Raw genomic sequence first — 26,451 nt, forward strand, 5'->3', positions numbered from 1 at the left:
AATGTCGGTGGGTTGCGTCGAAGAAAGTATGGCGGCAGTCGGCGCGAAGCGGATTCGGCGCCCGGCGGTTTGACACTACGAGGAGGGAGGGGCGTTCATGGGCGGGTCGGAGATGGTCGGGGTTCGGACGGGGGAGCTCGGTGCGCTGGGCAGCGACTATCGGAGGTCGGCGGATGCGGTCCGCGACCAGGCCGAACGGGTTGCCGACCATCTGTTCGGCGACGGCGCCGAGGCGGGCCGGAACTACGCTCAGCAGGGCATCGCGGTGCATCAGGGGCTGGAGCGGATCAGTGCGTGGCTGAAGAACTGGAGCGACGCCACCACCGCGACCGCCGACGCGCTCGGTGCGGCGGTGGTGACGTACGCGGAGACCGACAGTCAGCGCGCGGCAGAGACGAACAAGATATGAGGCCGCCGAATGACACGTGTTTCCACTGACGACACCACACATTCGAGGAGTCGGGATCATGGCCGTTGCCTGGCAGGGTAAGACGATCGACGCCATCCTGGATGAAGGCAGCTACGGGCTGCAGTACTGGATAAAATTCATGCCGCTGTACGAGGCCGCGTTCGGCGGCAACGGCGGCCGGGGGGATCTCGCCAAGCTGTTGGCGATGTACGACGAGCAACGCGGAATGCGGGTGGAAAAGCTGGAGCAGGCGGGGGAAGCATTGAAAACCGCACTGGCCGAGGTGGATCGCCAGTGGGACGCGCAGCGGAGTTGCACAAGTCGTCTCCCCGATCTGTGGCAGGGAACGGCGGCTACCGCCGCGCTCGACATGCTCAGCAAGCAGTCCGTCTCGGCCGCCGAGGATCGACAGCACGCACAGGAGGCGTGGAAGACGATCGACCCGATGGCGAACTCGCTGCGGCAATCCGTCGGCGCGAAAGCCGAGGCCACACTTGGGCTGTTGGAGGATTCGGGGAGCGGAAGCAGGGTCGTGAAGATCGACGGCAAGACTCCGGAAGATGTGAAAGTCATTGTCGAGGTGCACAATGCGCACGAGTGGATCAGTGGAGACCAGGTGCGCGACCTCGGCCGGATCTTCCCCACTCTCGCCGTGCCCGACTACCAGACCAACCGCAAACAGACGCTGACCGGCGCCTACGGCGAAAAGATTCGCCATGCCGTCGACGATTGGCTGCAGAACCCTTTCAAACGGGACTTCGATGACAAACTGACGCGCTACGTCGACGTCTGTACACAGACCGATGGTCACTTCAAGCTGCAGTACCAGAACCTGGCCGGTGCGTTGGCGGCGGTGTCCGACCACGCCTACCCGCGCCCGGAGGGGCCGTCGACGCCGTCTTCAGGCAAGCCGGACAACCAGAACCAACCCGATTCCTCTGCGTCCCCCGGCCCTTCCGGCACACCATCGACCCCCACGGTCCCGGTCGGCACCACGCCGAGCACAGTCCCCGCGAGCACTACTCCGACCGAACCAACCACGCTGAACACTCCGACAACGTCGGCCCCGAAGATGCCGTCACTGGACGGCCTGGCCGCACTCAACCAACTGGCGAAGGAATTGTCGCCGCTGACAACGGGTCTCACCCAGTTGGTCGACCAAGGTGTCACCGCACTGAGCGGAACCATCAAGAGTGGAATCGACGGCGCGATCGAAAAGCTCGAAGAGAGCATCGATCCGAAGAACGCCGACACAGACGGCGCGGACAAGAAGGACAAGGATGACAGGCCGAAGGCCGAGTTCGACATCGCCGGAAAACATGTGAAGTTCGAGATGGGGCCGGACGGCCAGTTGAAACTCGTGCTGTCCGACGCGGAGGGCAAGCAGCAGGAGTTCGATCTCGAGTTGGACGAGCATGGGATACCGGTCATCTCGATGCACGAGCCGAAAGAACCCGCGCCTCCCACCGATACCCGGGCTCCCGAAACTCCGGAGAAGGACAAGCCGGTCGACACCACACCGGTCCCTGAACCGAATACCGGCCAGCCGGGCGTGCCGACCGGAACTCCTCCGACCACGCGACGTGAAGAAGACGGCGAGCATCGGCCGAAACCCACCCCGGAGCAGGGCGAACCGAAACCCGAGACCCCATTCGACAGTGGCGCAGAATTGGCCGAGGCAGGACCACTGTGAGCCAGGACCCGGGAGGCGCGGTCGTGCAGGGTGAGCGAGGACAAGCCGCATGGTGAACTACGCCGAGGAGGCGAGGCGGCTGGCCGAGGAGAACCAGCGACGGATGGCGATCCTGATCGACGAACTTCAGGAGATCAACGAGCGGACCGCGGCGAAGGGCCGCGAATTCGCCGAGAACCTGGCGGTCGACATGGACCGGTTCTGGGAGGAGCACGCCGCCGAGCTGGAGCAATCCCGTGCCGAGGACGAGGCGAAAGAGCGGCTGGAGGCCGAGGCACGCGAACACCGCGAAGCCATCGCGCGGTCGATGACCGCCCGTAGGGCGAACCAGACGGTCGGGCCGGTCGACGACGAGGATGAAGAGGCGAAGTTCTATCAGCGCAAGAGTTGGCTGATCTGACCCGCGCTGATCACCGACGGAGCAGCGCGGCCAACTGGCCGACCTTCAGCTTCGGCGGTTCCTCCTCGCGGGGCGCGTCGGGGTCTATGACCTTGGTGTGCGGAATGGTCTCTTCGGGGTCGGCGAAGGGCCGGTATGTCTTGTCGCCCGCCAGCGTGGCGAGCAGGTAGCCGGCCAGCAACGCGCGGGTGGTGCGGGCGGTCTTCGGTTCGTGCTTGCCCGCGCCGACCGCCGCGAGAACGCGGCGGCCTTCGATGATGCCGTTGTGCGAAGCCTCGTCGATGACACGCAGGATCGCCGTGCCGCCCCACGAGGTGGCCAGCGGGATGGCGTTGGAGCTGACCGAGGTGATATCGGTGGCGCCCGCCAGGATCAGCGCCGGGATGTCGAGGTCGGGCGCGAGGGTTTCGGCGGACGGCGCCGTCGGCGCCGGGAAGAGAGCAGCGACGGCGGCGACCTGACGCTGGGCGGCGGCGATGACGGCGGCACCCGCGCCCATGCCGTGCCCGACCAGGGCGAGGCGTTCGGGGTGCACGCTGATATCGCCGTCCCCGAGCCGGACGCCGGTGCAGATGTCGAGCGTGGTGAGCAGATCGGCGGCTAGGCCGAGATGTGACGGGATCGGTCCGCGCTCGGTGTCCGGGGCGGCGACCACAATCCCCCAGGAAGCGAGATGTTCGAGCAGGCCACGATACTGGGCGACACCGGTCAGCCAGCCGTGTCCGAACGCGACAGCAGGCAGGTTCAGCCCGGACTCGGGCGTGAACACCACCCCTGGCTGGCCTGCGATGGCCAGATTACCGCGCAGCACCCGGTGCGGGCCGCGGCCGGTCAGGGTGCTCAGAAGCGATTTCACAGACGCCGACACGACGTGAACGTTATCCGATAAGTAGTGTGGGGAGCCATGTGCGGAATCGTGGGGTACGTCGGGTACCGAGACGCGCTCGGCGTCGTCGTTGACGCGTTGCGCCGCATGGAATATCGCGGATACGACTCCGCGGGTGTGGCAATCCTGGACGGCGCGGGCGCGCTGGCGGTGGAACGCAAAGCTGGTCGACTGGCCAATTTGGAGGCCGAGCTGTCGGAAGCCGGAGCTGACCGCTTCGTTGGCGCCACCGGCATGGGACACACCCGCTGGGCGACGCACGGCGCGCCGACCGACCGCAACGCGCATCCGCACCGCGACGACAGCGGCAAGGTCGCAGTGGTGCACAACGGCATCATCGAGAACTTCGCACCGCTGCGTCATGAGCTGGAGGACGCCGGGGTCGAACTGCGCAGCGACACCGACACCGAGGTCGCCGTGCATCTGGTGGCTCGCGCCTACGCCGCGGGCCCGACCGCGGGCGATTTCGCCGCAAGCGCGCTGGATGTACTCCGTCGGCTGGAGGGTGCGTTCACCCTGGTCTTCACGCATGCCGACCACCCGGGCACGATCGTGGCAGCGCGGCGCTCCACACCACTGGTGGTGGGTGTCGGCAAGGGCGAGATGTTCATCGCCTCCGATGTCACGGCGTTCATCGAGCACACCCGCGAGGCGGTCGAGCTCGGCCAGGACCAAGCAGTGGTGATCACCTCGGAGAGCTACCGGGTCACCGACTTCGCGGGCAACGACGCGGGCCACCGCACCCGCCCGTTCACGATCGACTGGGATCTGGCGGCCGCCGAGAAGGGCGGACACGACTACTTCATGCTCAAGGAGATCGAGGAGCAGCCCGCCGCTGTCGCCGACACCCTGATCGGACATTTCAGCACCGATCAGGATGGTTCCGGCCGGATCGTGCTGGACGAGCAGCGCCTCGCCGACCAAGAGCTGCGCGACTTCGACAAGGTGTTCGTCGTCGCCTGCGGCAGTGCCTATCACTCCGGTCTGCTGGCCAAGTACGCGATCGAGCATTGGACCCGGCTGCCCGTCGAAGTCGAGCTGGCCAGCGAATTCCGATACCGCGATCCGGTTCTGGACCGTTCCACGCTGGTGGTGGCGATTTCCCAGTCCGGCGAGACCGCCGACACGCTGGAGGCCGTGCGTCACGCCAAGGAGCAGAAAGCGCGCGTCCTCGCGATCTGCAACACCAACGGCGCGCAGATTCCCCGCGAGTCCGACGCGGTCCTCTACACCAGGGCCGGGCCGGAGATCGGCGTCGCCTCCACCAAGGCGTTCCTGGCTCAGGTGACGGCGAACTACCTGGTCGGGCTCGCCTTGGCGCAGGCGCGCGGCACCAAATACCCGGATGAGGTCGCGCGCGAGTTCGCCGAACTCGAGGCGATGCCGCGGCTGGTGGAGCGGGTGCTGGAGACGGCGCCGCAGGTGCGGACCATCGCGCGCGAGCTGGCGCACGTGCCGACCGTGCTGTTCCTTGGTCGTCATGTCGGCTACCCGGTGGCACTGGAGGGTGCGCTCAAGCTCAAGGAGCTCGCGTACATGCACGCCGAGGGTTTCGCGGCGGGTGAGCTCAAGCACGGCCCGATCGCGCTGATCGAGGACGGGCTGCCGGTGATCGTGGTGATGCCTTCCCCGAAGGGGCGCGCGGTGCTGCACTCCAAGCTGCTGAGCAACATTCGCGAGATCCAGGCCCGTGGCGCGCGCACCATCGTGATCGCGGAGGAAGGCGACGACACGGTCCGTCCGTTCGCCGACGACCTCATCGAAATCCCCACGGCCCCAACCTTGTTCCAGCCACTTCTGTCGACGGTTCCGCTGCAGATTTTCGCCGCCGAAGTGGCCCAAGCCCGAGGCTACGACGTCGACAAACCCCGCAACCTCGCAAAGTCCGTCACGGTCGAATAACCCACCCACTACAACGCAATGCCTGAACTATGCCTGGCCGCTCGGTCGAACTCGAGCCCTTACTCGACGGTGACCGTGCCGCGCATCTCCGGGTGCAGCGAACAGAGATAGCGGAACGTGCCGGGGGAAGTGAAGGTGTAGCTCCACTCGCCCTTGTCGAAGATGGGGCTGTTGATGCCCATCGCCTTGTCGCCGATGCCCTGCACGGTGTGCGGGACCTTGTCGTCGAACTTCCAGGTGACCGTGTCGCCGACCTTGACGGTGACCTCGGCGGGCAAGAACTTCATGTCATCGACCACGACGGTGGCGGCCGCGGCCTGCTGCGCGCCTGCTTGCTGGGAGGTCGTGGTTGCCCCGTGCGGAGGTCTCTTCGTGGTTGTGGTGGCCGAGCCGGAATCGCCGCCACCGCATCCGGACAGCACCAGCGCACCGATAACGAATCCCGTGACAACCCACGCGGGCCTGGTGCGACGGCGGACGATTGGCATGATGGCCAAGCGTAGTCCGCCGCCGTGGCGAGTCCGTATGGTGGCGCGGCGGCACTCCGATCGGCTCGGCGCCGCCGGGCCGGTGGGTGCCAGGTGTGACAGGCAGTGCCCTATGACAACGAATCGGCCCGTGACGACCATCGGCTCGGCACTGGCAAGACCGACGGAGGGAGTGGCATGTCCACGCAGCTGGGGTACTTCACCGCCGACGAAGTGCGCGCGGCCGAGGCCGAGCTGTTCACCCGTGTTCCGGACGGTGTCCCCATGCGGCGCGCGGCGCATGGTTTGGCCACCGTCGTCGCGGCGGAACTGCGGTCGCGTACCGGCGGTATCGCGGGACGGGCGGTGACGCTCCTGGTCGGTTCCGGCGACAACGGTGGCGACGTGCTGTGGGCCGGTTCGATGCTGCGCCGCCGGGGTGTCGCGGTGACCGCGGTGCTGTTGAACCCGGAGCGGGCGCATGCGAAAGGGCTTGCCGCGCTGCGCAAGACCGGTGGCCGGGTGCGGGACGAAAGCGGCGATCCGGACCTGGTGATCGACGGTATCGTCGGCATCTCCGGTCACGGTCCGCTACGCCCGCGAGCCGCGGAACTCGTTGCGGCGCTGGATGCTCCGATCATCTCGGCCGATCTGCCCAGCGGTGTCGACCCGGACACCGGCGCGGTCGAAGGCCCCGCCGTGCGCGCCGAGGTCACGGTCGCTTTCGGCGCCTATAAACCGGTGCACGCACTCGCCGCGCCGCATTGCGGCCGAATCGAGCTGGTCCCCATCGGTTTACGCCTCGAGGAACCGAATCTCGCCGTGCTGGAGCCCGCAACGATCGGCGCCGCGTGGCCGGTACCGGGTCCGGCTGACGACAAGTACACGCAGGGCGTCACCGGCGTCTGCGCGGGCAGCGCGACGTATCCGGGCGCGGCGGTGCTGTGTACGGGGGCGGCCGTCGCCGCGACCTCTGGCATGGTCCGTTATGCCGGAACCGCGGCGGCTGAGGTGCTGCGTCCCTTCCCGGAAGTGATCGCGACCCAGCGGGTTTCCGAGGCAGGCCGGGTCCAGTCCTGGGTCTTCGGTCCCGGTGCCGGCACCGACAGCGACGCACGGAAGCGCCTCGCCGAAGTCCTGTCCACCGAACTCCCGGTCGTCGTCGACGCCGACGGCCTGACTTTGCTCGCCGCCGAGCCGACGCTGGTTCGCGATCGCAGGGCCCCGACCGTGCTGACGCCGCACGCGGGGGAGTTCGCCCGCCTCACCGGTCATGAGGTGGGCAAGGACCGGGTTGCCGCCGTCCGCGACCTCGCCGACTCCTGGCGGGTCACTGTGCTGCTGAAGGGCCGTGCCACGCTGGTCGCTACCTCGGGGCATGCCGTTCTGGTCAACGAGGCGGGCGGCTCCTGGGCCGCCACCGCGGGCGCGGGCGACGTGCTCTCGGGCATCATCGGCGCTCTCCTCGCCGCGGGCCGTGACCCCGCCTGGTCCGCCGCCGCCGCGGCACGTGCCCACTCTCTCGCCGCCGACCTCGCCGCCCACGAGGACCACCCGGCCGGCGCCCCCACCTCGGCGATGCCGCTGCTCGACCACGTCCGTCCGGCCATCCGCGTCCTCCGCGCCCTCGCTCGTCCGCAAGCGTGAGTCGGGTCAGCACCCCAGGTCAAGGACGGCAGGTCGAGAGTCCACATGATCGAGCTGATCCCGTCTGTGGACCGGTGACCGCCAATCGGCTGGTCACACCGCCCCACCACGGGCCTTACCGCCCCATCGCGGGCCTTACCGCCCCACCATGGTTGTCTGGGGCCGCCGTACGAACCGACTGCGACCAGAACCCAACGCGCCAATACACTCGACCGAAACCAACGCAACAACTGATTCGAAAGCACATGGGTAACTCGTCGGGTACGTCCAGAACTGAAGTGGCACCAAACGCAGGACCTGAACGAAAATCCTGCGTCACCCGACTGGTACGGCCTGAAGACCCGGAGAGGCGGGGGAGCGGAGCGCAAGTGGAGACGGTCATCGATCTGGATGCCATAGCCCACAACGTGCGGATCCTGCGGGAACACGCAGGCGATGCCGCGGTGATGGCGGTGGTGAAGGCGGACGGCTACAACCATGGCGCGGTCGAGGTCGCACGCGCTGCACTGGCGGCGGGGGCTGTCGAGCTGGGGGTCACCACGGTGGATGAGGCGGTGCGGTTGCGCACGGCCGGGATCACCGCCCCGATCCTGTGCTGGCTCAACAACTCCGATGCGGATTTCGCGGACGCGATCGCCGCCGATATCGAGATCGGCGTTTCCTCACTCGCCCATCTGCGCGCGGTCGAGGCGGCGGCTCGCAGCACGGGCCGCACCGCCACCGTCACCGTGAAAGTGGACACCGGTCTGAACCGTAACGGTGTATCGCCGATCGAATACCCGCAGGTCCTGACTGCCCTGCGCGCTCTGGTCGACGAGCAGGCGGTGCGCTTCCGCGCGATCTTCTCGCATCTCGCGCACGCCGACGAACCGGAGCATCGCAACAACGACGTGCAGCGCGCCCGGTTCCTGGGGGCGATCGCCGCGGCCAAGGAGCACGGGCTCGAACCCGAGCTGGTGCATCTCGCCAACTCGGCTGCCACCCTGACCCGCCCCGACCTGGCCTTCGACATGGTTCGTCCGGGCATCTCCATCTACGGCCTGTCACCGGTACCCGACCTCGGCGACTTCGGTCTGCGTCCGGCGATGACATTCCAGGCCAGTGTCGCCCTGGTCAAGGAGGTGGCGGCGGGGGAGGGCGTCTCGTACGGGCACCAGTGGATCGCACCGCGCGACACCACCGTGGCGCTGATCCCCGCGGGCTACGCCGACGGCGTGTTCCGACCCTTGAGCGGACGTTTCGACGTCTGGCTCGGCGGCGCCCGCCGCAGGAACGTCGGCCGGGTGTGCATGGACCAGTTCGTCGTCGATCTCGGCGACAACGCCGCGGGCGTTCGGGAAGGCGACACCGCGGTCCTGTTCGGCGCGGAACCGCACGCCCAGGAGTGGGCGGACCTGCTCGACACCATCCACTACGAGGTGGTGTGTTCGCCCCGTGGCCGGGTCGCCAGACGTTTCACCGGCGGTACCCGATGAAACGCCAACTGATCACCCCGGTGCGCGGCGGGCTGGCCACCATCGGCTTGGTCGGCGCATTGGCCGGCGCGCACGCCTTGCGCCGTGCCGGTGCGCGGGTGCTGTGGCCCGCGCGTCGTGACGAATACCGCGACGAGAATTTCGCGCTCCTGGACGAGGACCGCCCCGGCGCGGTGCTTGCCGAGGACGGCGTTCGACTGGCCACCCGCGAATGCGGTCCGCCGGATGCGCCGGTCACGGTTATTTTCGTGCACGGCTTCTGCAACAGCATGGAGTCTTTCCACTTCCAGCGCCGCGACCTGGAAAGGCGCTGGGGAGCACAAGTTCGCATGGTGCTGTTCGATTTGCGCGGACACGGCCGCTCCGGCACGCCGAGCACTGCGAGCTGCACCGTCGCCCAACTCGGGCGCGACGTCGTCACTGTGCTGGAGTCCACCGCCGCGACCGGACCCGTCGTGCTGGTCGGGCATTCGCTGGGCGGGATGGCGGTGCTCGCCGCGGCCGCGCGGTTCCCGGAGTTGTTCGCGGCCAGGGTGATCGGGATCGCTTTGCTCTGCACCGCCGCCGCCGAAGTCACTTCGGCGGGCATCGGACAGCTGTTGCGCAACCCCGCGATCGACGGCTTCCGGCTGGCCGTGCGCACCGCGCCCACACTCGTGCAGGCGGGCCGCACCACCGCGCGCCACGTGATTACACCGATCTTGCACGTCAGCGCGTTTCACGGCCAGGTGAGTCCGACCTTGTCGCGCTTCTCGACGATGATGATCGATCAGACGCCGGTCGAGACCATCGTGAGCTTCCTCGAGGCGATCGAGCTGCACGACGAATCGGCGGCGCTGCCCACGTTGGCGGACACGCCGGTCCTGGTACTCGGCGGTGCGCACGATCTGGTGATCCCGTGGCGCAATTCCCGCGCTCTCGCCGACGCGCTGCCGAACAGCGAACTCGTCCTACTTCCGGGTGCGGCGCACCTGCCGCAGCTGCAGTATCCGGAGATCGTCAACGCCGCACTCGACCGGTTGCTCGTGCGGGCGGGCGCGATCGAATCGCCGCCGCGGAGCGCACCGGAGGTGGCCGGTGGCTGAACGGCGGCAGCGGATTCTGCCCACCGTCGACGACACCGAGGCCCTCGGCCGCGAACTGGCCATGGACCTGCGTGCCGGTGACCTGGTGGTGTTGGACGGCCCGCTCGGTGCGGGCAAGACCGCACTCACCCGTGGCATCGCCGCAGGCCTCGGCGTGCAGGGCCGGGTCAGCTCGCCGACGTTCATCATCGCCCGCCAGCACCGCGCCGGGCACCGTGAGGGGGCGCCCGCGGTGCCGATGGTGCACGTGGACGCGTATCGGCTCGGCGGCGACCTGGACGAGCTGGACGCGCTCGATCTGGACACCGATCTGCATCAGGCGGTGGTCGTTGTGGAGTGGGGCCGCGGGGTGGTGGAGCACCTCACGGATCGGCACCTGCGCGTGCTGCTGTCGCGCGAACCGGATTCGGATGTGCGCACTGCGATCTGGGAATGGGTGGATTAACCGTCAGGTAGCTACGCGTCGGTGGCAACTGCCAAGCGGTATCGTTAGGCCAATCATGCTTGTACTAGCCGTCGACACCGCGACACCCGCCGTCACAGCGGGACTGGTGGAACTGGAGCAAGGCGCCGATCCGGCCATCCCTGCCCAGACGCGCACTGTCGCCTCCCGGGTGCGGGTCGACCCGCGCGCGCATGCCGAGGTGCTCACCCCGCAGATCCTCGAATGCCTTACCGAGGCAGGCCGTTCCAGGACCGACATCGCCGCGCTCGTGGTCGGCGTCGGTCCTGGGCCGTTCACCGGCCTTCGAGTCGGCATGGCGACGGCGGCCGCATTCGGTGACGCGCTCGGCATTCCGGTCTACGGCGTATGCAGTCTCGACGCGATCGCCGCGGACGCGGCGATCGATCTCGCCCAGCGTCCCGAGGCGGCCGTGCTCCCGCCGACCAGCGAGCTGCTGGTAGTGACCGACGCCCGCCGACGCGAGGTGTATTGGGCGCGGTATCGCGAAGGCGCCCGCGTGGCGGGGCCCGAGGTGTGCAAGCCCGCCGACCTCGACGCAGTGCAGGCCACGGCGATCGCCGGATCCGCGTCGCATGTCGACTTCTTCGATCTCCCCGTGCTTCCGGCCGAGACGCCCTCGCCCGTCGGGCTGGTGCGCGTCGCGGCGGCAGAGGTGCTCGCCCGCAGCGTGCCCGAGCCGTTGGTCCCGCTGTATCTGCGCAGGCCGGACGCCGTCGAGAACGCCTACCGCACCCTCGACCGGACGGGAGCGTGATGCCGGTGGGTTTCCGGATCGAGCCGATGGTGGCCGCGGACATCGAGCGCTGTGTCGAACTCGAGCAGCTGCTGTTCCCCGAGGACGACCCATGGCACGCGGTAGCGTTCCATTCGGAGCTGGTCGGCCCGCACAACCGCTACATCACCGCTCGGGACGACGACGGGCGAATGGTCGGCTATGCGGGCATAGCCCTGCTGGGTGATGCCGAACACCCCGAGGCCGAGGTGCATACCATCGGCGTCGACCCAGGCTGTCATCGCGCGGGCATCGGCACGTTGCTGCTCGAGGCGCTGCTCGCCGAGGCGGGCAGCCGCGGCGGACCGGTGTTCCTCGAGGTTCGCACCGACAACGCGCCCGCGATCGCGCTGTATGCCAAGCACGGCTTCCACATCATCGGGTTGCGCAAGAACTACTACCACCCCAGCGGCGCGGACGCGTACACGATGCGCCGCCCTGCGCTGACCGCCGAGGACCGGGAGTGGCGAGCGAGCAAGCCGGACGAGGTGCTCTCGTGATCATCATGGGGATCGAGAGTTCCTGCGACGAAACCGGTGTCGGCATCGTGCGAAGGAACCCTGACGGCACCTGCGAACTTCTCGCGGACGAGGTCGCCTCCAGCGTCGACCAGCACGCGCGCTTCGGCGGCGTTGTGCCCGAAATCGCCTCGCGCGCACATCTCGAGGCGATTGTGCCCGCCATGCGGCGCGCGCTGTCCGCGGCGGGTATCGCGAAGCCGGACGCACTGGCCGTGACGATCGGGCCGGGTCTGGCCGGTGCGCTACTTGTCGGTGTCGCGGCGGCGAAAGCGTATGCGGCGGCGTGGGATGTGCCGTTCTACGCGCTCAACCACCTCGGTGGGCATGTCGCGGTGGACACCCTCGAACACGGTCCGATGCCGCCATGCGTTGCGCTGCTGGTGTCCGGTGGGCATACGCATTTGCTGCACGTCACGGACCTGGCCGAGCCGATCGTTGAACTGGGCAGCACCGTCGACGACGCGGCCGGCGAGGCGTTCGACAAGGTGGCGCGCCTGCTCGGGCTCGGCTTCCCCGGTGGTCCCGCACTCGATGCCGCCGCGGGGACCGGTGATTCGCGCGCGATCACGTTCCCGCGCGGCATGACCGGACCGCGTGATCCGCGCTACGACTTCTCCTTCTCCGGTCTCAAGACCGCGGTCGCCCGCTACGTGGAGGCAGCGCAGCGCGACGGCATCGCCGCCGAGGATCTGCCGATCTCTGACATCGCGGCATCATTCCAGGAGTCGGTCGCGGACGTGCTCACCATGAAGGCCGTGCGTGCGGCCGAGGACGTCGGTGTCGGCACGCTGGTACTCGGTGGCGGCGCGACGGCCAACTCGCGGATCCGCTCGATGGCCGAGGAGCGTTGCGCGGCGGCCGGTTTGACTCTTCGTGTACCCACGCCTCGGCTGTGCACCGACAACGGGGTGATGATCGCCGCGCTCGGCGCCCATGTGATCGCCGGCGGCGCGGAGCCGTCGCCGCTGACGGTGGCCACCGATCCGGGTCTGCCGGTGTCGGTCAGCTCGGTCCGCTGACCTCTGTTTGTTTTGCAGCGCCTGCGGCGCTGCGTGTTCGCGGCCCCCTCTTGGCTCGCGTCCGAGCGACCGCCGCTGGCGACTTCGTCGCGGACGCGGCGGCCGCTCGGACGCGAGCCGGGCCGCGAACGAGCAATGCTCGGTCTCGCTGCGCTCGGAAGCGGGAGTGGGGCCGATGCCGTTTCGTCGGTGGGCGAGTGTGGCATTGACTGTTCGCTCTTCGCGCTGGGTGATTGCGGCCCCTGCATGGCCCGTATCCGGAGCGACTGCCACTGGCGACTTCGTCGCGGACGCGGTCGGCTGCTCGGACGCGAGCCGGGCCGCGAACGGGCAAGGGAAAACGGTCTGGCTGCGCTCGGAAATGGGAGTGCGGCCGGCGCAGTTGCGTGGGGAGGCGGCTGCGCTCTGCGTTCGCGGCCCGAATGAGATGAGCGGGTCGGGCGGGGTTGGTGTGCGGCTCTGCTACTGGCCGGACGAACCTCCCTGCGCCGCACTCGGATGGCCGAACAGCGGGCCGAGCAGTTCGGGGAACGGAATCGGCGGGAGGTTCGGATCCGGGCGCAGCGTGGGCTGTGTCGGTGTGGCCGCCTGCGTTGTGGACGGAATGCCGGTCGGGCTCGGCTGCCCGCTATCCGGGGTCGGAACGGCGCCGTCGCCGGGCCGGGTGCTCTCCTGGTTCCGGCCGCCGGGGACGGGGCCCGCTCCGTTCGGCGGCAGTATCGGCGGCGTCGGCTGCTGGGGGGCCGTACTCGTCGTTCCTGCGGGGGAGACCTCGTCGTCCGACGTGGGCGCGAACGTCTTCACGCCGTAGCCTATGATCAGGCCGACGACCACGATCGCGCCCACCAGCGTGCCGACCACCTTGGCGAACGTGCCGGCGGGTGCATCGCTGCCGAGTGTGCCGACCGGGAACACCGAGGGCTGTACCGAATCGGCCACCAGCGCCGCGCCTTTGGCGGTCACGGCCTCCGGATCGGGCACGGTGAACACCGGCATGTTCAGCGTAGCGGTAAGCGTGTTCAGCGCGGCGGGGATGTTGGCTCCGCCGCCGATCACCGCGACGGCCTGCGGGAACTTCGGTGCCCGCGCGCACACCGCCGCGACGAACACGGCCATGTCGCGCAGTAGGTCGGCGATCAGCACCTCGAAGTCGGCCTTGGTCAGCTTCAGTGGACGTCCGGCGACGTGGTCGATGGTGACGGCGGGCGCGATCGAGAGGTGCTCCTTGGCCGCGCGGCCCCGGTTGGTCAGCATGCCGCGGTTCGGGCGGGTGCCGCGCCGGGCGAAGTGCTGGTCCACCAGATGGTGGTAGATGAGGTCGTCGATGGCTTTGCCGCTGATGGTCGCGGTGCGATCGGACCGGAGCATGGCGTCGTCGGCCAGGTCGGCGACGGTGACGGTGAGCCCGGACGCACCGAGGTCGACGATGGCGACGGTGTCGTAGCGGTCGAGCAGGCCGGTGTGCCGCAGATAGGTCAGCGCTGCGGTGCCCTCCGGGATCAGCCGTAGCTCGCGCTGCTTACCGGTCGCCGAGCGGATGGCCTGGGCTTGCTCCCTCGTGCGGTAGGCGACGGCCACGCTGGTGGGCGGGCGCCTGGTGACGGACGCGAGGTCGCGCTGCGTGCCCGCGCTGTGTGCCCCGAGCGGATGGACGACCTCGCGCGGAGGCTGGGTGGTCGGCAGTTGAGTGGTCATCAGCTCGATCGAGGACGCCACCAGGTCGCCGAGATCGGAATTGGCCGCGTCGGCGGAGACGACGCGGTAGTCGAAGCTCTGCGCGCCGTTCGGCGCGGTAGTGACCAGCGCCGAGCACACGACCTCGGCCCCGGCCGAAATGCCCAGGGATGTTCGCATGTTCACCTCCCTTCGAGCGGATGGTCGTGGTGTCGTCGACCATCTCGAATGAACTGCCGGATCGCCGTGTGGATGACGCACGACCCGAACCGGGGATCGGTCAGGCCCCTTGTCCGGGTGGGTCTCGGGGACCGGCCATGATTCACGTCTGGCTTGCTCTCTGGTGAAGCTGGTGGTGGAACGATTGTTCTGTGACGCTGCTGTTCTGTGACGCTGCTGTTCTGTGACGCTGCCTATTTCGATGACGCCGCGGTACCCCTGCGTAGCCTCGGCGTCACCGATGGGTGACGCCGAGGCGGCCGGACAGCGACCGTCGTCAATAGTGCCACAATCCGTTATCCGAACGTTACAGATTTCCTGAGCCGATAGGAAGTCCCCGACTGCCATGGGCGAGCCGTCCGCAAACTTGGCACCGCCTGACCTTGAGCGCTGGCACTCTCATGTATAGAGTGCTAGTCGGCACTGTATGTAGTGCTTGTGCCAGCAGTTTGACTACTGAGCAGGGGTCCCGGCACCCGCGACGACGGGGCTATGCGCAGGGTCAGCATCGTGACCGAACCGACGAGTCCGGAACAACAGTTCCGGACGACCGAAATCCCCTGAAAGTGGAGGGCTCAACGTGGCGAGCGTGAACATCAAGCCGCTCGAGGACAAGATCCTCGTCCAGGCCAACGAGGCCGAGACGACGACGGCCTCCGGCCTGGTCATCCCCGACACGGCGAAGGAGAAGCCGCAGGAGGGCACCGTCATCGCCGTCGGCGAGGGACGCGTCACCGACAAGGGCGACCGCATCCCGGTCGATGTCAAGGAGGGTGACACCGTTATCTACAGCAAGTACGGCGGCACCGAGATCAAGTACCAGGGCGAGGAATACCTCATCCTGTCGGCGCGCGACGTGTTGGCCGTCGTCACCAAGTAGCCGATCAGGCACGTATGCGCTCCGCCCCGGTGTCTCTCTCGACCCGGGGCGGAGTGCGTTGGCCGGCGCCTTCGGCGTATTGCCTGGCGTGGTTTCGGTAACCACCCGGAGCGCCGTGAACCCGATACAGGAGCAAAACACATGGCAAAGCAGATCGAGTTCGACGAGAAGGCTCGTCGAGCTCTGGAACGCGGTGTCGACAAGCTCGCCGATGCCGTGAAGGTCACGCTCGGCCCGCGCGGACGCCACGTCGTGCTCGCGAAGGCCTTCGGCGGCCCGACCGTGACCAACGACGGCGTCACCATCGCGCGCGACATCGAGCTGGACGACCCGTTCGAGAACCTCGGCGCGCAGCTGGTCAAGAGCGTCGCCACCAAGACCAACGACGTCGCGGGCGATGGGACGACCACCGCCACCGTGCTGGCTCAGGCGCTGATCCGCGCCGGGCTGAAGAATGTCGCGGCGGGCGCGAATCCGATCTCGATCGGCTCCGGCATCGCGAAGGCCGCCGACGCCGTCTCCGAGGCGCTGCTCGCGCAGGCGACCCCGGTCTCCGGCGAGCAGGCGATCGCGCAGGTCGCAACAGTGGCGTCCCGGGATGAGCAGCTCGGCGAGATGGTCGGCAAGGCGCTTTCCGCCGTCGGCAAGGACGGTGTCGTCACCGTCGAGGAGTCCTCGACGTTGCAGACCGAGCTGGTCGTCACCGAGGGCGTCCAGTTCGACAAGGGCTACCTCTCGCCCTACTTCGTCACCGACGCCGACAGCCAGCAGGCCGTCTTGGAGGACGCGTTCGTCCTGCTGCACCGCGAGAAGATCAGCTCGCTTCCGGACTTCCTCCCGCTACTGGAGAAGATTGCCGAGAGCGGCAAGGCCGTCCTGATCATCGCCGAGGACGTCGAGGGCGAGGCGCTGTCCACCTTGGTGGTCAACGCGATCCGCAAGACGATCAAGGCCGTCGCGGTGAAGGCGCCGTTCTTCGGCGACCGCCGTAAGGCGTTCCTCGACGACCTCGCCGTGGTCACCGCGGGCACCGTGATCAACCCCGATCTCGGCATCGCACTGCGCGACGCGGGCCTCGACGTGCTGGGTAAGGCTCGGCGCGTGGTCGTCACCAAGGACGACACCACCATCATCGATGGTGCGGGCACCGCGGAGGACATCGCAGCGCGTACCGCGCAACTGCGCAGCGAGATCGAGGCCACCGATTCCGACTGGGACCGGGAGAAGCTCGAGGAGCGGCTGGCCAAGCTGTCCGGCGGCGTCGCGGTGATCAAGGTCGGCGCGGCCACCGAGACGGCGCTCAAGGAGCGCAAGTACCGCGTCGAGGACGCGGTGAGCGCGGCCAAGGCCGCCGTCGAGGAGGGCATCGTGCCCGGTGGCGGCACCGCGCTGGTGCAGGCGAGCGCCAAGCTGGTCGAGCTGCGCGACTCGCTGTCCGGCGACGAGGCCGTCGGCGTCGAGGTGGTGCGCACCGCGCTCCATGCGCCGCTGTACTGGATCGCCACCAACGCGGGCCTGGACGGGGCTGTGGTGGTCAACAGGGTAACCGAGGGCAAAGAGGGCTTCAACGCCGCCACGCTCAGCTACGGTGACCTGCTCACCGACGGCGTCGTCGACCCGGTGAAGGTAACCCGCTCGGCCGTCGTGAACGCGGCGTCGGTCGCCAGGATGGTGCTCACCACCGAGAGCGCTGTGGTCGACAAGCCTGCCGAAGAGCAGCGCGATCATAGTCATCACGGGCACGCGCACTGAGTCCGTCGCCGCTCGGATAACGCAGGACGACAAGGCCCTCGGACCGCATCTCGGTCCGGGGGCCCTTGTCTGTGCACGCGACACGACCTCGACCTGTGACTCGGTGAGTACCAGGTATTCCGAAGCTCGACACACTGTCGACCGCGGGCCGGACAAGGGCCGCGGGACCGTCCGACTGCTACGGTTCTGGACGCGCGGAGCGGGAAAGCCGTGGTGGGGAGCCGGATTCAGCTGGCGACCGGTGGCTGTTCCGCGGCGATGGCCGCGAGTAAGCGAGCGCGCAGCGAGGGCGACGGCGTGGCCGCCGTCGCTGCGGCAAGAAGGGAAAGAGCTTCGTTCGTATCTCGTACTTCCTGGCTGAACGCCGCGCGTAGCACGGGGTCCTCGCTGTCGAGCAGTTCCTGCACGTCGTGATGGTCTTCGTCGTCGATCGATCCGAGCGCGACGGTGTGCGCGAGATCGATCTGGTGTTCGTTCATCTCACGTCACCCCCAAACTTCTTTTCAGTCGTGTCAATCCATCCCGAATCCGGGATTTAACGGTCGGTAACCCTATACCGAGGTAGAGTGCTACCTCCGCATAGGTTCGCCCGCCGTAGTAGGCGAGCGAGATGGCTTCCCGCTGGGTCTCCGTCAGTGTGGCGAGACCCCCCAGGACGGCCTGTTGTTCGAGCCTACGCTCGACCTCTTCGGTGACCTCGTCGAATTCGTTGCCGAGAACTCGTATCCCATAGGCGACTTCACGTTGGGTGTGGGCCTGCTCGGCGCGGACCCGGTCGACGGCGCGCCGGTGCGCGAGGGTCATCAACCACGTCACTGCCGTGCCCTTCGCCGGGTCGAAACTCGCTGCCATCCGCCAAATCTGCAGATAGACCTCCTGCGTGGTCTCCTCCGCATATCCAGGATCGTGTAGGACACGCAACACCAGACCGAAGACGCGCGCGCACGTCCGGTCGTATAGCTCGGCGAATGCTTCATGGTCGGACTGGCCGCATCGATGCAAAAGCGCGGCGAGCTCGATACTTTCGGCTGCGCGTGCCGTAACCGCAGAATCCACCGTGGGTGGGAAAGCTTCTCTTCGGAACGAGTCGCCCTCTGCGGCTGGCGGCCGCGTTGTCACAACGCTCCATTCTGTGTCATCAGTCACTACCGTAGCGTGTCGCTATGACCTCCCTTCCGGTGGGGTGCCGACAATCCGGCTGTAGGCCAGCGGCTTTGCTAACAGCGCCGACACGCAGGCGGCTCAGGAGCGGACACGCCGTAACACGCCGCGCGATGTCGCAAAACGCCGGACCGGTAGCTGCGCGCTGCGGCGGCCGGCGGATCGGTGGTGACCGATCGGAGCCCGCGCGCCGATCCTCGGTGCGGAACCGATCACCGTGTTGACGTGACCGGCTCTGCCGAGGCCAATTGCAGTGGCCCGTTGTTTGCTAGGCATTCGGCGCCCGGTGGCGTGTGGATGGGAAGAAATTCGTCTATACGGCCATGCGGCGGCGGTTGCGCCGCGCGTGCATCTCGCGCTCGGTCTCCGACATGCCGCCCCAGATGCCATAGGGCTCGCTGACTTTCAGCGCGTGACTGCGGCACTGCATGAGCACCGGGCAGCTGCGGCAAACCTCCTTGGCGCGCATCTCGCGCGCAGTGCGTGCTCTGCCTCGCTCGCCGTCGGGATGGAAGAACACCGCGGAGTCCTGCCCGCGGCAGGACCCTCGCATCTGCCAATCCCAGACATCGGCGTTCGGTCCGGGGAGGTGGGTCGGCATGGGCATGGTGAACTCCTCATAGCGCGAGCTCGTCAGCATTGTCGAGCAGTTGTTCTGCAACAGTTATAGGTCACGGCGCCGGGTCGGCGAGAGTGCCCTTGGGCTTCGCCCTTCGCGGTCGCTGCAATTTCGCGCGGCGCCGTCCGTGGCGATGAACTACGTTAGGTCCAGCCGTGAAATTCCGTCAATAGTTCGACGCAACCGTTCTCTGAATTCTAGGCTGGGAAATTTAACCTCAGAGCTATTTACTTTTCGCATCGGTTCCGGCGATACTGTTCGGTTGGCTATCGGTTCGTGGCTCCGCCCTGCGCGAGTGGCTCCATTATTTGCGCAGGTAGAGGCATGTTTCTAGTCCGGGTCCCGCAGTGGGCCCGATCGGCTGGTTGGTGGCGGTGGTCGTCGGCGGCGCTCGCGGTGTGTAGATCCGAGATGGCGGAAACGGGGCGCTCAGGTTAATTGCTCGAAACGTGGGTGAATTCCGATCGCGCACGTTCGGGGATTGCCGGAACGAGATTTACCTGATGGAAACATCGGTCGACGGCGGAAATGCTGAGAAGTTGCCGGTGTGCCGCGGCCTCCTTTCTGCGGGCCGGGCCCGCGCGCACCACAGGATAGAGTGCGCCCGTGTTCGCGCCCGCTCCGCTCGGAGATCCTCACCTCGCGGTCCTCGCCGAGGCCGCCTTCGGCATCGACCCCGGTCGCGCCGTTGTCGAGCTGCCACCCGCTCCGGACGCCCTCGGCTCCTGGTATCGCGCGGTGGTACTCGGCGGCCAGGGGCGTTACGCCGCAGCTCGGGTCGAACTGCGAAATGTATGCAATTACAGCACCGACCCGATACTCCTCTCACTGGCGGGAAGTGTGGAGGGTTCACTGTTGCGCCAACTCGGCTGGCATACACGCGCCGCGGCATTCGACGGACGGGCCGCCGCCCTGATCCTCGCGACCGACGCCGCCGCGACCGAGACCATTCGGAAGCGGTCCGACGAATACCGCCCCGACCGTGCCGAAGCCCTCTCCGACGCGCTGACCGGACTCGCCGCTGACGCGCTCGGCGCCGGGCGGCTCGCCCTGGCCGACCGGCTTCTGCGGCGCAGTCGAGCGGCGATAGCGCCTGCGGAGATGGGCTGGCGCTCCGCGCTCAGGTTGCACTGGGTCTCCGCGGAAAACGCGCTGGTCGCAAGCAATTCAGGGCCTGCGACCCGGCACGCTGAGGCAGCGATGGAGTTGGCCGAGAGCGCGCCGTCGGTGCGGCACCGGGTCAAATCCCGCCTGCTGCTCGCCGCGGCCGCCGCGGCGGGAGGTGAGCACGACCGGTCCAGGGCCCTGGCCGAAGAAGTCGCCGAGCAGTGTCGCGAGCACGGGCTGCTACCACTGCGGTGGGCGAGCGCCATGTTGCGCGCCGGGCTGGGGGTCGAGGGCGCGGCGGCGGAGGCGTCCGAGTGCGCCGCGGCCATCGCTCGCCGGGGCGGGGCATTCCGTCCCATGGGTGGTCGGTAGGTGATCGCGGAGATGACCGTGTTGCCTGGTTCCCGGCAACGGGTCGCTATTGTTAGATCCGTTCCGCCCCTTCGGTGGAAGCACTGGTCGTCACCGGACGGTGCCACTTGTAACGCCAGGAATATCTCTGACGATGACGAACACGGGCGAAGAGTTGGACCTCGCCGTCACTGCCGCTGCGCAGGGCGACAGATCCGCTTTAGCTCAGGTACTCGAGATGGTCCGCCCGCTGGTGGTGCGCTACTGCCGCGCGCGGATCGGAGCCGCGGAGCGTGGGCAGCTCTCCGCGGACGACGTTGCGCAGGAGGTTTGTCTGGCTGTGATGACCGCCTTGCCCAGGTATCAGGACCAGGGCAGGCCCTTCATGGCCTTCGTTTACGGAATCGCTTCGCACAAGGTCGCTGACGCGCATCGCAACGCCGCCCGTAACAAGGCGGACGCGATGGCCGAAGTACCAGATGTCATATCCACCGACCAGGGACCGGAACAACGAGCTCTCGAGTCCGAGACGAGCAGACAGATGAACCGTCTGCTCGCGACGCTTCCTGAGAAGCATCGGGAGATCTTGATCCTGCGCTTGGTCATGGGTTTGTCGGCAGAAGAAACCGCAGTCGCCGTGGGCAGTACGGCGGGCGCGGTGCGGGTGGCCCAACACAGGGCACTCGCGAAACTCAAGTCACAAGTGGCGAGGGCAGGTGAAATGTATGGCTAGGGATGGCGGGCGCGGTCGGGGTGACTGGAAGGCGCGGCTTGGATCGCGAAACAGCGGTCCCTACGCCGAGGCGTCCGGTGATACCGGCCCGGTCGACATCGCAGCGGTACGCCGTGACGATGCTCTGATCGATGCCATCGCCAGCGATGGTCCGGTGAGCACCGACAGCGCCGAGGAGTATCAGCTCGCGACGCTGCTCGCGGATTGGCGGGCGGAACTGCTCGCTCCGCCGATGTCCGCGGACCCGGACCTGGACGCGATCGTGGCCGCGGTCAATCAGGAGATCGGCGCGCGTCAGGTCCGCATCGGCGCACACGGTGGAGGGCGGCTACGGCTACTTCGTCCGATCGCGGGGACCGCGGCCGCACTGGCCCTGGTCATCGGCGGCATGACGGCGTTCTCGTACAACGCCGAGCCGGGCGATCCGCTGTGGCGGGTCAAGGAGGTCGTGTTCAGTGAACAGGCCCAGACCACCGTCGTGCAGCGTGCCGACAACGATCTGACCGAGGCGTCGACGCTGGTCGCCCAGGACCCGGTGCAGGCGAAGGCGCGCCTGGAGCGGGCCAAGGAGAATGCCGCGCAGATCAACGATCCGCAGAAGCGCAACGAAGTGATGACCGAGTGGGACCGTCTACTCGTCGAACTGCGCAAGATATCGCCGGAGCTGGCCGACCAGCTCGACGCGACGGTGCCGAAGCCCGGTGAACCGAGGCCGACCTCCGATACCCACGCGACCTCGAAGCCGACTAGCCAAAGCACCGCGCCGACGATCTTGCAGCAGCCGGCCGAGCCGTCCGGAAAGCCCTCGGAGCCATCCGGGAAGCCGTCGGACTCCACCGGTGCGACCACGTCCAACGGCAGCAAGCCGACGACCACGTCGCCGCCGGTGGTGACCACGCCGCAGCAGCCCCCTGTCGAACCGACCACGCAGGTGCAGCCGCCGCCGACTGCGCCCGACACCGGGGGCAAACCGACGGATGTGGTTCCCACCGGCGATACCGGTCCGCCGACAGTGCCGCCGCCGATCACACGGGTACCGACTCAGGTCCAACCAACCCAGGACTATCAACCGCCGACCATCGTCATACCAGGCCTGCCGGGTGTCCCGGGATCATCCCAGCCCGGTCGCTGACAAGAACCTCGAACAAGACATGACCGATCGCCCCTCTGGCGGTCGGTTTTCTGTCTTTCCTGCGCTGCCGCCGTGATCGTGTGCGTCGAAGATCACAGCGGCGCGTCGAATTACGCGAGCCTCGAACGGATCGCGTAGGAACCGGTGGGACTCGTTCAGCTATCGAATCCGTCGAACCCGTCGCCGTGGAATGCCTCGTTCATCGAGGCGTCCGCGTAGCCCCGGCAGTAATCCCAGGTGACGTACGCTTCCGGCGTCGGATCGTAGGCGGGCTCGTGCGGGCGGACCGTGCCGTCGACCAGCAGTTGAAGCAGGTTGGCGCGCAGCATGTCCCAGTCGTGGTAGTGGTCCTGCCTGCAGTCTTCGCAGCTGACCACGAGTCCGCGGATGCCACGGTGGGCCAACAGTGCCTCGTACACCGCCAGATCGGCGAGATCCTCCTCGACCGCAAGGCGCTCGTGGGGATCCAGCGGCTCGCCGGGCTCGATGGCGTCGAGCGCGGCGGACGGGTCGGAGGGGTCTCCGGCAAACGGATCCGGCGGCAAGCCAGGTGGTAGATGGTCGCGCACATCCCCACGGTACGCAGAACAGGGTGGTCTGCGCCAGCTATGCGGCGTGCAAGTTTCGGCGGTGGGCTCACTTCCGTGCGTGACCGCAGCGAGTGGACGATGGGTGCAGGCGCCGTCGTGCACGATGGGGCCGAGTGTCGGCGAGGCGCGGTCTTGTGAGTGAGCGTAGCGAGTGGACGATGGGCGCAGGCGCCGTCGTGCACGATGGGGCCGAGTGTCGGCGAGGCGCGGTCTTGTGAGTGAGCGTAGCGAGTGAACCATGGGCGCAGGCGCCGTCGCGCACGACGGAGCCGAGCGTCAGCGAGGCGCAGTCGGGGGCGGCTTCGCGGACAGATACCATGGGTGGCAGGCGACGGCGGTCCGAACACCATTTCCGCCGACCGCCAACGTCCATTCCATCAGCCGCCACGACGCCGGTTCGTCCGGCATCGGTCGCTAATCGACGTCCAGGAGGGGTCGATCCGAATGAGTAATCCCGTACCGGGCGAACGAATCGCAGTCCGCCCTCCTACGGGTGGCGACGATCCGAACAAGATCGCCATGCTCGGTCTCACGTTCGACGATGTGCTGCTGCTGCCTGCCGCCTCGGATCTCATCCCCAGCTCTGTGGAGACATCCAGCTGGCTGACCAGGGAGACCCGCCTGCGCACCCCGCTGGTCAGCTCGGCCATGGACACGGTGACCGAGGCCAGGATGGCCATCTCGATGGCCCGCGCGGGCGGCATGGGCGTATTGCATCGCAACCTTTCGGCATCCGATCAAGCCGCTCAGGTGGAGACGGTCAAGCGGTCCGAGGCCGGCATGGTGACCGACCCGGTCACCTGTCGTCCGACCGACACCCTCGCCGAGGTCGACGCGATGTGTGCCAGGTTCCGTATCTCGGGCCTTCCGGTGGTGGACGAGACCGGTGCGCTTGTGGGCATTATCACCAACCGTGACATGCGTTTCGAGGTGGATCAGAGTCGCCGGGTCGCCGATGTGATGACCAAGGCTCCGCTGATCACCGCGCAGGAGGGCGTGACCGCGGAGGCCGCTCTCGGCCTGCTGCGCCGCCACAAGGTGGAGAAGCTGCCGATCGTCGACGGGAACGGACGGCTGCGCGGTCTCATCACCGTCAAGGACTTCGTCAAGACCGATCAGTACCCGAACGCCACCAAGGACCGCGACGGCCGCCTGCTGGTCGGCGCCGCGGTCGGCGTCGGCGAGGACGCCTGGTCGCGTGCCATGACGCTGGCCGACGCCGGCGTCGACGTGCTTGTGGTGGACACCGCGCACGGTCATCAGGTGCAGGTGCTGCAGATGGTCGCCAAGGTGAAGGCCGAGGTCGGCGACCGGATCCAGGTCGTCGGCGGCAATGTGGCCACCCGAGAGGGCGCGGCCGCACTGGTCGAGGCGGGCGCGGACGCGGTGAAGGTAGGCGTCGGTCCCGGCTCCATCTGCACCACCCGCGTGGTCGCCGGCGTCGGAGCGCCGCAGATCACCGCGATCATGGAGGCGGTCGCCGCGTGCAAGCCCGTCGGTGTCCCGGTGATCGCCGACGGCGGCATCCAGTTCTCCGGCGACATCGCCAAGGCCATCGCGGCGGGCGCGTCCACCGTGATGCTCGGCTCGCTGCTCGCAGGCACCGCCGAATCGCCTGGCGAGCTGATCCTGGTCGGCGGCAAGCAGTTCAAGAGCTACCGCGGTATGGGCTCGCTCGGCGCGATGCAGGGACGCGGGCAGGCTAAATCGTTCTCCAAGGACCGCTACTTCCAGGACGACGTGCTGGCCGAGGACAAGCTGGTGCCCGAGGGTATCGAGGGCAGGGTGCCGTTCCGCGGTCCGGTCAACCAGGTGATCCACCAGCTCGTCGGCGGCCTGCGCGCGGCCATGGGCTACACCGGTTCACAGTCGATCGCGCACCTGCAGGAGGCGCAGTTCGTGCAGATCACCGCGGCCGGTCTCAAGGAGAGCCACCCACACGACATCACGATGACCGTCGAGGCCCCTAACTACACCGGCCGCGGCTAGCCCGCTAGGTTCATGTACAGGACCGATCGGTCCGTGCATGATTGAGCATGCTCACCGGCTGTGGCGGTGAGCGAACTACGTGGCATGTAGTGCTGTCTCGTGCTGTCCTGCTTGCCCACCTGGTGACCACTGGAGGCGCGAGTCTTACGAGCGCCGTTCGCGGCCCGGCTCGCGTCCGAGTGACCGAAGCGCATGCGCCGAAGGCGCGAGTCTCGGTCGCTCGGACGCGAGCCACCAAGGGGCCGCGAACACGCAGCGCCGCAGGCGCTGCCAAACAAACACAGCCGCGGCCAATATTAAGGAGATTTCGCGTGCGCGACATGGTGGAGATCGGCATGGGCCGGACCGCTCGGCGTACCTACGAGTTGGACGATGTCGACATCGTCCCCTCGCGCCGGACCCGCTCGTCGAAGCAGGTGTCGCTGTCGTGGCAGCTGGATGCCTACCGCTTCGAGATCCCGTGTCTCGCGCATCCGACCGACGCGCTGGTGTCGCCGGAGTTCGCCATCGAGCTCGGCCGCCTCGGCGGTCTCGGTGTTATCAACGGTGAGGGCTTGTGGGCGCGGCACGCGGATGTGTCCGCGAAGATCGACCAACTGGTCGAGCTCGTCGGTAAGGGCGGCTATGAACGAGCCGTGTCGCTGCTGCAGGAATTGCATGCCGCGCCGATGCAGCCGGATCTACTCGGCTCCGCGGTCGCGCAGGTCCGCGCGGCCGGTGTCACGGTCGCGGTGCGGGTGAGCCCGCAGAACGCGCGCACGCTTACTCCCGCGCTGCTGCAGGCCGGCATCGACCTGCTCGTGGTGCACGGCACGATCATCTCCGCCGAACACGTCAGCGATGGTGAGCCGCTGAATCTCAAGACCTTCATCGCCGAACTGGATGTGCCGGTGGTCGCGGGCGGTGTGAGCGATCACCGTACCGCGCTGCATCTGATGCGCACCGGCGCCGCGGGTGTGATCGTCGGCTACGGCTCCTACCCCGGCGCGACAACCACCGGCGAGGTGCTCGGCATCGGGGTGCCGATGGCTACCGCGATCGCCGACGCCGCCGCCGCGCGGCGCGACTACCTGGACGAGACCGGCGGCCGCTACGTGCACGTTATCGCGGACGGTGACATCGCCACCTCGGGCCAGCTGGCGAAGGCGATCGCGTGCGGAGCCGACGCCGCTGTGCTCGGCGTGCCGCTTGCCGTCGCCGCGGAGGCGCCGGGCCGCGGCTGGTACTGGCCGTCGGCCGCCGCGCACCCGTCGGTGCCGCGGGGTTCGCTGCTGCACGTGGACGACCCGTGGGATCTCGGTGGCGAGGACGGCGCTTCCGTGCGCCCGAGCCTGGAGCGGGTACTCTACGGTCCGTCGGATGAACCGTTCGGGTCGCTGAATCTCGTTGGCGGTCTGCGGCGTTCGATGGCCAAGGCCGGGTACTCGGATCTGAAGGAGTTCCAGAGGGTCGGGCTCAGCGTTCACGCCTGAGGGGATGAAGCATGCTCAACGACTGTCTGC

General features: G+C 67.8%; 25 protein-coding genes. 18 read left to right on the forward strand and 7 right to left on the reverse strand.

Annotation, left to right across the window (positions count from 1 at the left end; genetic code table 11):
• Positions 1-97 precede the first annotated feature (97 nt).
• Genes OHB12_RS29620 through OHB12_RS29630 form a run of 3 tightly spaced genes read left to right on the forward strand, consistent with a single transcriptional unit; the run spans position 98 to position 2,502 of the window.
• The gene (locus OHB12_RS29620; RefSeq protein WP_327112782.1) at positions 98-409 is read left to right on the forward strand and encodes a hypothetical protein; all 312 of its coding nucleotides are present in this window, start codon (positions 98-100) and stop codon (positions 407-409) included.
• A gap of 58 nt (positions 410-467) precedes the next feature.
• Positions 468-2,102 (forward strand): hypothetical protein, encoded by a 1,635-nt coding sequence (locus tag OHB12_RS29625; RefSeq protein ID WP_327112784.1) that lies wholly within the window; start codon positions 468-470, stop codon positions 2,100-2,102.
• Positions 2,103-2,151: 49 nt separating this feature from the next.
• On the forward strand, positions 2,152-2,502 hold the full coding sequence (locus OHB12_RS29630; RefSeq protein WP_327112786.1) for a hypothetical protein: 351 nt from the start codon (positions 2,152-2,154) through the stop codon (positions 2,500-2,502).
• A gap of 10 nt (positions 2,503-2,512) precedes the next feature.
• On the opposite strand, the gene OHB12_RS29635 is transcribed toward OHB12_RS29630, so the two are convergent.
• Complete coding sequence (locus tag OHB12_RS29635; RefSeq protein ID WP_327112788.1) at positions 2,513-3,370, reverse strand: alpha/beta fold hydrolase; 858 nt, start codon at positions 3,368-3,370, stop codon at positions 2,513-2,515.
• Positions 3,371-3,406: 36 nt separating this feature from the next.
• On the opposite strand from OHB12_RS29635, the gene glmS reads away from it, so the two are divergent.
• A complete protein-coding gene (glmS, locus tag OHB12_RS29640; protein ID WP_327112790.1) occupies positions 3,407-5,290 on the forward strand; it encodes a glutamine--fructose-6-phosphate transaminase (isomerizing) in 1,884 nt (627 codons plus the stop codon).
• Between the two features lie 59 nt (positions 5,291-5,349).
• Here glmS and OHB12_RS29645 read toward each other — a convergent pair whose 3' ends face one another.
• Positions 5,350-5,778: a cupredoxin domain-containing protein gene (locus OHB12_RS29645; RefSeq protein WP_327112792.1), complete on the reverse strand. Its 429-nt coding sequence runs from the start codon at positions 5,776-5,778 to the stop codon at positions 5,350-5,352.
• Positions 5,779-5,955: 177 nt separating this feature from the next.
• Here OHB12_RS29645 and OHB12_RS29650 point away from each other — a divergent pair, with 177 nt between their 5' ends.
• The 7 genes from OHB12_RS29650 to tsaD all read left to right on the forward strand — a co-directional run bounded on the left by OHB12_RS29650 (position 5,956) and on the right by tsaD (position 12,742).
• The gene (locus OHB12_RS29650) at positions 5,956-7,404 is read left to right on the forward strand and encodes an NAD(P)H-hydrate dehydratase (protein WP_327112794.1); all 1,449 of its coding nucleotides are present in this window, start codon (positions 5,956-5,958) and stop codon (positions 7,402-7,404) included.
• 245 nt (positions 7,405-7,649) lie between these two features.
• The gene (gene alr / locus OHB12_RS29655; RefSeq protein ID WP_442799881.1) at positions 7,650-8,879 is read left to right on the forward strand and encodes an alanine racemase; all 1,230 of its coding nucleotides are present in this window, start codon (positions 7,650-7,652) and stop codon (positions 8,877-8,879) included.
• Positions 8,876-9,964: an alpha/beta fold hydrolase gene (locus tag OHB12_RS29660; protein WP_327112796.1), complete on the forward strand. Its 1,089-nt coding sequence runs from the start codon at positions 8,876-8,878 to the stop codon at positions 9,962-9,964. Before alr ends, OHB12_RS29660 begins: the two co-directional genes overlap by 4 nt.
• The gene (gene tsaE, locus OHB12_RS29665; RefSeq protein ID WP_327112798.1) at positions 9,957-10,409 is read left to right on the forward strand and encodes a tRNA (adenosine(37)-N6)-threonylcarbamoyltransferase complex ATPase subunit type 1 TsaE; all 453 of its coding nucleotides are present in this window, start codon (positions 9,957-9,959) and stop codon (positions 10,407-10,409) included. The genes OHB12_RS29660 and tsaE overlap by 8 nt, the downstream gene beginning before the upstream one ends.
• Positions 10,410-10,464: 55 nt before the next feature.
• Positions 10,465-11,184 carry a tRNA (adenosine(37)-N6)-threonylcarbamoyltransferase complex dimerization subunit type 1 TsaB gene (tsaB, locus tag OHB12_RS29670; RefSeq protein WP_327112800.1) on the forward strand — a complete coding sequence of 240 codons (720 nt, stop codon included), beginning with the start codon at positions 10,465-10,467 and terminating at the stop codon, positions 11,182-11,184.
• Positions 11,185-11,189: 5 nt separating this feature from the next.
• Entirely contained in the window at positions 11,190-11,702 is a 513-nt protein-coding gene (gene rimI, locus OHB12_RS29675) for a ribosomal protein S18-alanine N-acetyltransferase (protein WP_327121597.1), read from the forward strand.
• Positions 11,699-12,742, forward strand: a complete 1,044-nt coding sequence (gene tsaD, locus OHB12_RS29680) for a tRNA (adenosine(37)-N6)-threonylcarbamoyltransferase complex transferase subunit TsaD (protein WP_327112802.1) — start codon at positions 11,699-11,701, stop codon at positions 12,740-12,742. The genes rimI and tsaD overlap by 4 nt, the downstream gene beginning before the upstream one ends.
• Before the next feature lie 462 nt (positions 12,743-13,204).
• On the opposite strand, the gene OHB12_RS29685 is transcribed toward tsaD, so the two are convergent.
• Positions 13,205-14,596 carry an Hsp70 family protein gene (locus OHB12_RS29685; RefSeq protein ID WP_327112803.1) on the reverse strand — a complete coding sequence of 464 codons (1,392 nt, stop codon included), beginning with the start codon at positions 14,594-14,596 and terminating at the stop codon, positions 13,205-13,207.
• A 619-nt stretch (positions 14,597-15,215) separates the two neighbouring features.
• Between OHB12_RS29685 and groES the strand changes: the two genes are divergently transcribed.
• Together groES and groL are read left to right on the forward strand one after the other, a co-directional pair.
• Entirely contained in the window at positions 15,216-15,515 is a 300-nt protein-coding gene (groES, locus tag OHB12_RS29690; protein ID WP_014981824.1) for a co-chaperone GroES, read from the forward strand.
• Positions 15,516-15,656: 141 nt separating this feature from the next.
• A complete protein-coding gene (groL, locus tag OHB12_RS29695) occupies positions 15,657-17,267 on the forward strand; it encodes a chaperonin GroEL (RefSeq protein ID WP_327112807.1) in 1,611 nt (536 codons plus the stop codon).
• A 227-nt stretch (positions 17,268-17,494) separates the two neighbouring features.
• Here groL and OHB12_RS29700 read toward each other — a convergent pair whose 3' ends face one another.
• The 3 genes from OHB12_RS29700 to OHB12_RS29710 form a co-directional block, all read right to left on the reverse strand.
• Entirely contained in the window at positions 17,495-17,746 is a 252-nt protein-coding gene (locus OHB12_RS29700; protein WP_327112809.1) for an RskA family anti-sigma factor, read from the reverse strand.
• 1 nt (position 17,747) lies between these two features.
• Positions 17,748-18,323, reverse strand: a complete 576-nt coding sequence (locus OHB12_RS29705; RefSeq protein ID WP_327112811.1) for a sigma-70 family RNA polymerase sigma factor — start codon at positions 18,321-18,323, stop codon at positions 17,748-17,750.
• Positions 18,324-18,741: 418 nt separating this feature from the next.
• Complete coding sequence (locus OHB12_RS29710; protein ID WP_327112813.1) at positions 18,742-19,035, reverse strand: WhiB family transcriptional regulator; 294 nt, start codon at positions 19,033-19,035, stop codon at positions 18,742-18,744.
• A gap of 618 nt (positions 19,036-19,653) precedes the next feature.
• Between OHB12_RS29710 and OHB12_RS29715 the strand changes: the two genes are divergently transcribed.
• The 3 genes from OHB12_RS29715 to OHB12_RS29725 all read left to right on the forward strand — a co-directional run bounded on the left by OHB12_RS29715 (position 19,654) and on the right by OHB12_RS29725 (position 22,370).
• Positions 19,654-20,526, forward strand: coding sequence for a hypothetical protein (locus OHB12_RS29715; RefSeq protein WP_327112815.1), 873 nt, complete (start codon positions 19,654-19,656; stop codon positions 20,524-20,526).
• 133 nt (positions 20,527-20,659) lie between these two features.
• The gene (locus tag OHB12_RS29720) at positions 20,660-21,238 is read left to right on the forward strand and encodes a sigma-70 family RNA polymerase sigma factor (protein ID WP_327112817.1); all 579 of its coding nucleotides are present in this window, start codon (positions 20,660-20,662) and stop codon (positions 21,236-21,238) included.
• Positions 21,231-22,370, forward strand: a complete 1,140-nt coding sequence (locus OHB12_RS29725; protein ID WP_327112819.1) for an anti-sigma-D factor RsdA — start codon at positions 21,231-21,233, stop codon at positions 22,368-22,370. The genes OHB12_RS29720 and OHB12_RS29725 overlap by 8 nt, the downstream gene beginning before the upstream one ends.
• A 155-nt stretch (positions 22,371-22,525) precedes the next feature.
• Here OHB12_RS29725 and OHB12_RS29730 read toward each other — a convergent pair whose 3' ends face one another.
• Positions 22,526-22,939: a DUF5319 domain-containing protein gene (locus tag OHB12_RS29730; RefSeq protein ID WP_011207424.1), complete on the reverse strand. Its 414-nt coding sequence runs from the start codon at positions 22,937-22,939 to the stop codon at positions 22,526-22,528.
• Between the two features lie 465 nt (positions 22,940-23,404).
• Here OHB12_RS29730 and guaB point away from each other — a divergent pair, with 465 nt between their 5' ends.
• Together guaB and OHB12_RS29740 are read left to right on the forward strand one after the other, a co-directional pair.
• Positions 23,405-24,949 carry an IMP dehydrogenase gene (gene guaB / locus OHB12_RS29735; RefSeq protein WP_327112824.1) on the forward strand — a complete coding sequence of 515 codons (1,545 nt, stop codon included), beginning with the start codon at positions 23,405-23,407 and terminating at the stop codon, positions 24,947-24,949.
• 311 nt (positions 24,950-25,260) lie between these two features.
• Positions 25,261-26,421 (forward strand): GuaB3 family IMP dehydrogenase-related protein, encoded by a 1,161-nt coding sequence (locus OHB12_RS29740; RefSeq protein WP_327112826.1) that lies wholly within the window; start codon positions 25,261-25,263, stop codon positions 26,419-26,421.
• Positions 26,422-26,451: the final 30 nt, after the last annotated feature.

It is taken from the genome of Nocardia sp. NBC_01730, from assembly GCF_035920445.1.
GTDB lineage: Bacteria > Actinomycetota > Actinomycetes > Mycobacteriales > Mycobacteriaceae > Nocardia.

Excerpts from the sequence above, each read along its gene's own strand:
- OHB12_RS29620 (WP_327112782.1), top strand. The coding sequence starts at position 98 with ATGGGCGGGTCGGAGATGGTCGGGGTTCGGACGGGGGAGCTCGGTGCG.
- OHB12_RS29625 (WP_327112784.1), top strand. The coding sequence starts at position 468 with ATGGCCGTTGCCTGGCAGGGTAAGACGATCGACGCCATCCTGGATGAA.
- OHB12_RS29630 (WP_327112786.1), top strand. The coding sequence starts at position 2,152 with ATGGTGAACTACGCCGAGGAGGCGAGGCGGCTGGCCGAGGAGAACCAG.
- glmS (WP_327112790.1), top strand. The coding sequence starts at position 3,407 with ATGTGCGGAATCGTGGGGTACGTCGGGTACCGAGACGCGCTCGGCGTC.
- OHB12_RS29645 (WP_327112792.1), bottom strand. The coding sequence starts at position 5,778 with ATGCCAATCGTCCGCCGTCGCACCAGGCCCGCGTGGGTTGTCACGGGA.
- OHB12_RS29650 (WP_327112794.1), top strand. The coding sequence starts at position 5,956 with ATGTCCACGCAGCTGGGGTACTTCACCGCCGACGAAGTGCGCGCGGCC.
- alr (WP_442799881.1), top strand. The coding sequence starts at position 7,650 with ATGGGTAACTCGTCGGGTACGTCCAGAACTGAAGTGGCACCAAACGCA.
- OHB12_RS29660 (WP_327112796.1), top strand. The coding sequence starts at position 8,876 with ATGAAACGCCAACTGATCACCCCGGTGCGCGGCGGGCTGGCCACCATC.
- tsaB (WP_327112800.1), top strand. The coding sequence starts at position 10,465 with ATGCTTGTACTAGCCGTCGACACCGCGACACCCGCCGTCACAGCGGGA.
- OHB12_RS29685 (WP_327112803.1), bottom strand. The coding sequence starts at position 14,596 with ATGCGAACATCCCTGGGCATTTCGGCCGGGGCCGAGGTCGTGTGCTCG.
- groL (WP_327112807.1), top strand. The coding sequence starts at position 15,657 with ATGGCAAAGCAGATCGAGTTCGACGAGAAGGCTCGTCGAGCTCTGGAA.
- OHB12_RS29700 (WP_327112809.1), bottom strand. The coding sequence starts at position 17,746 with ATGAACGAACACCAGATCGATCTCGCGCACACCGTCGCGCTCGGATCG.
- OHB12_RS29710 (WP_327112813.1), bottom strand. The coding sequence starts at position 19,035 with ATGCCCATGCCGACCCACCTCCCCGGACCGAACGCCGATGTCTGGGAT.
- OHB12_RS29720 (WP_327112817.1), top strand. The coding sequence starts at position 20,660 with ATGACGAACACGGGCGAAGAGTTGGACCTCGCCGTCACTGCCGCTGCG.
- OHB12_RS29725 (WP_327112819.1), top strand. The coding sequence starts at position 21,231 with ATGGCTAGGGATGGCGGGCGCGGTCGGGGTGACTGGAAGGCGCGGCTT.
- guaB (WP_327112824.1), top strand. The coding sequence starts at position 23,405 with ATGAGTAATCCCGTACCGGGCGAACGAATCGCAGTCCGCCCTCCTACG.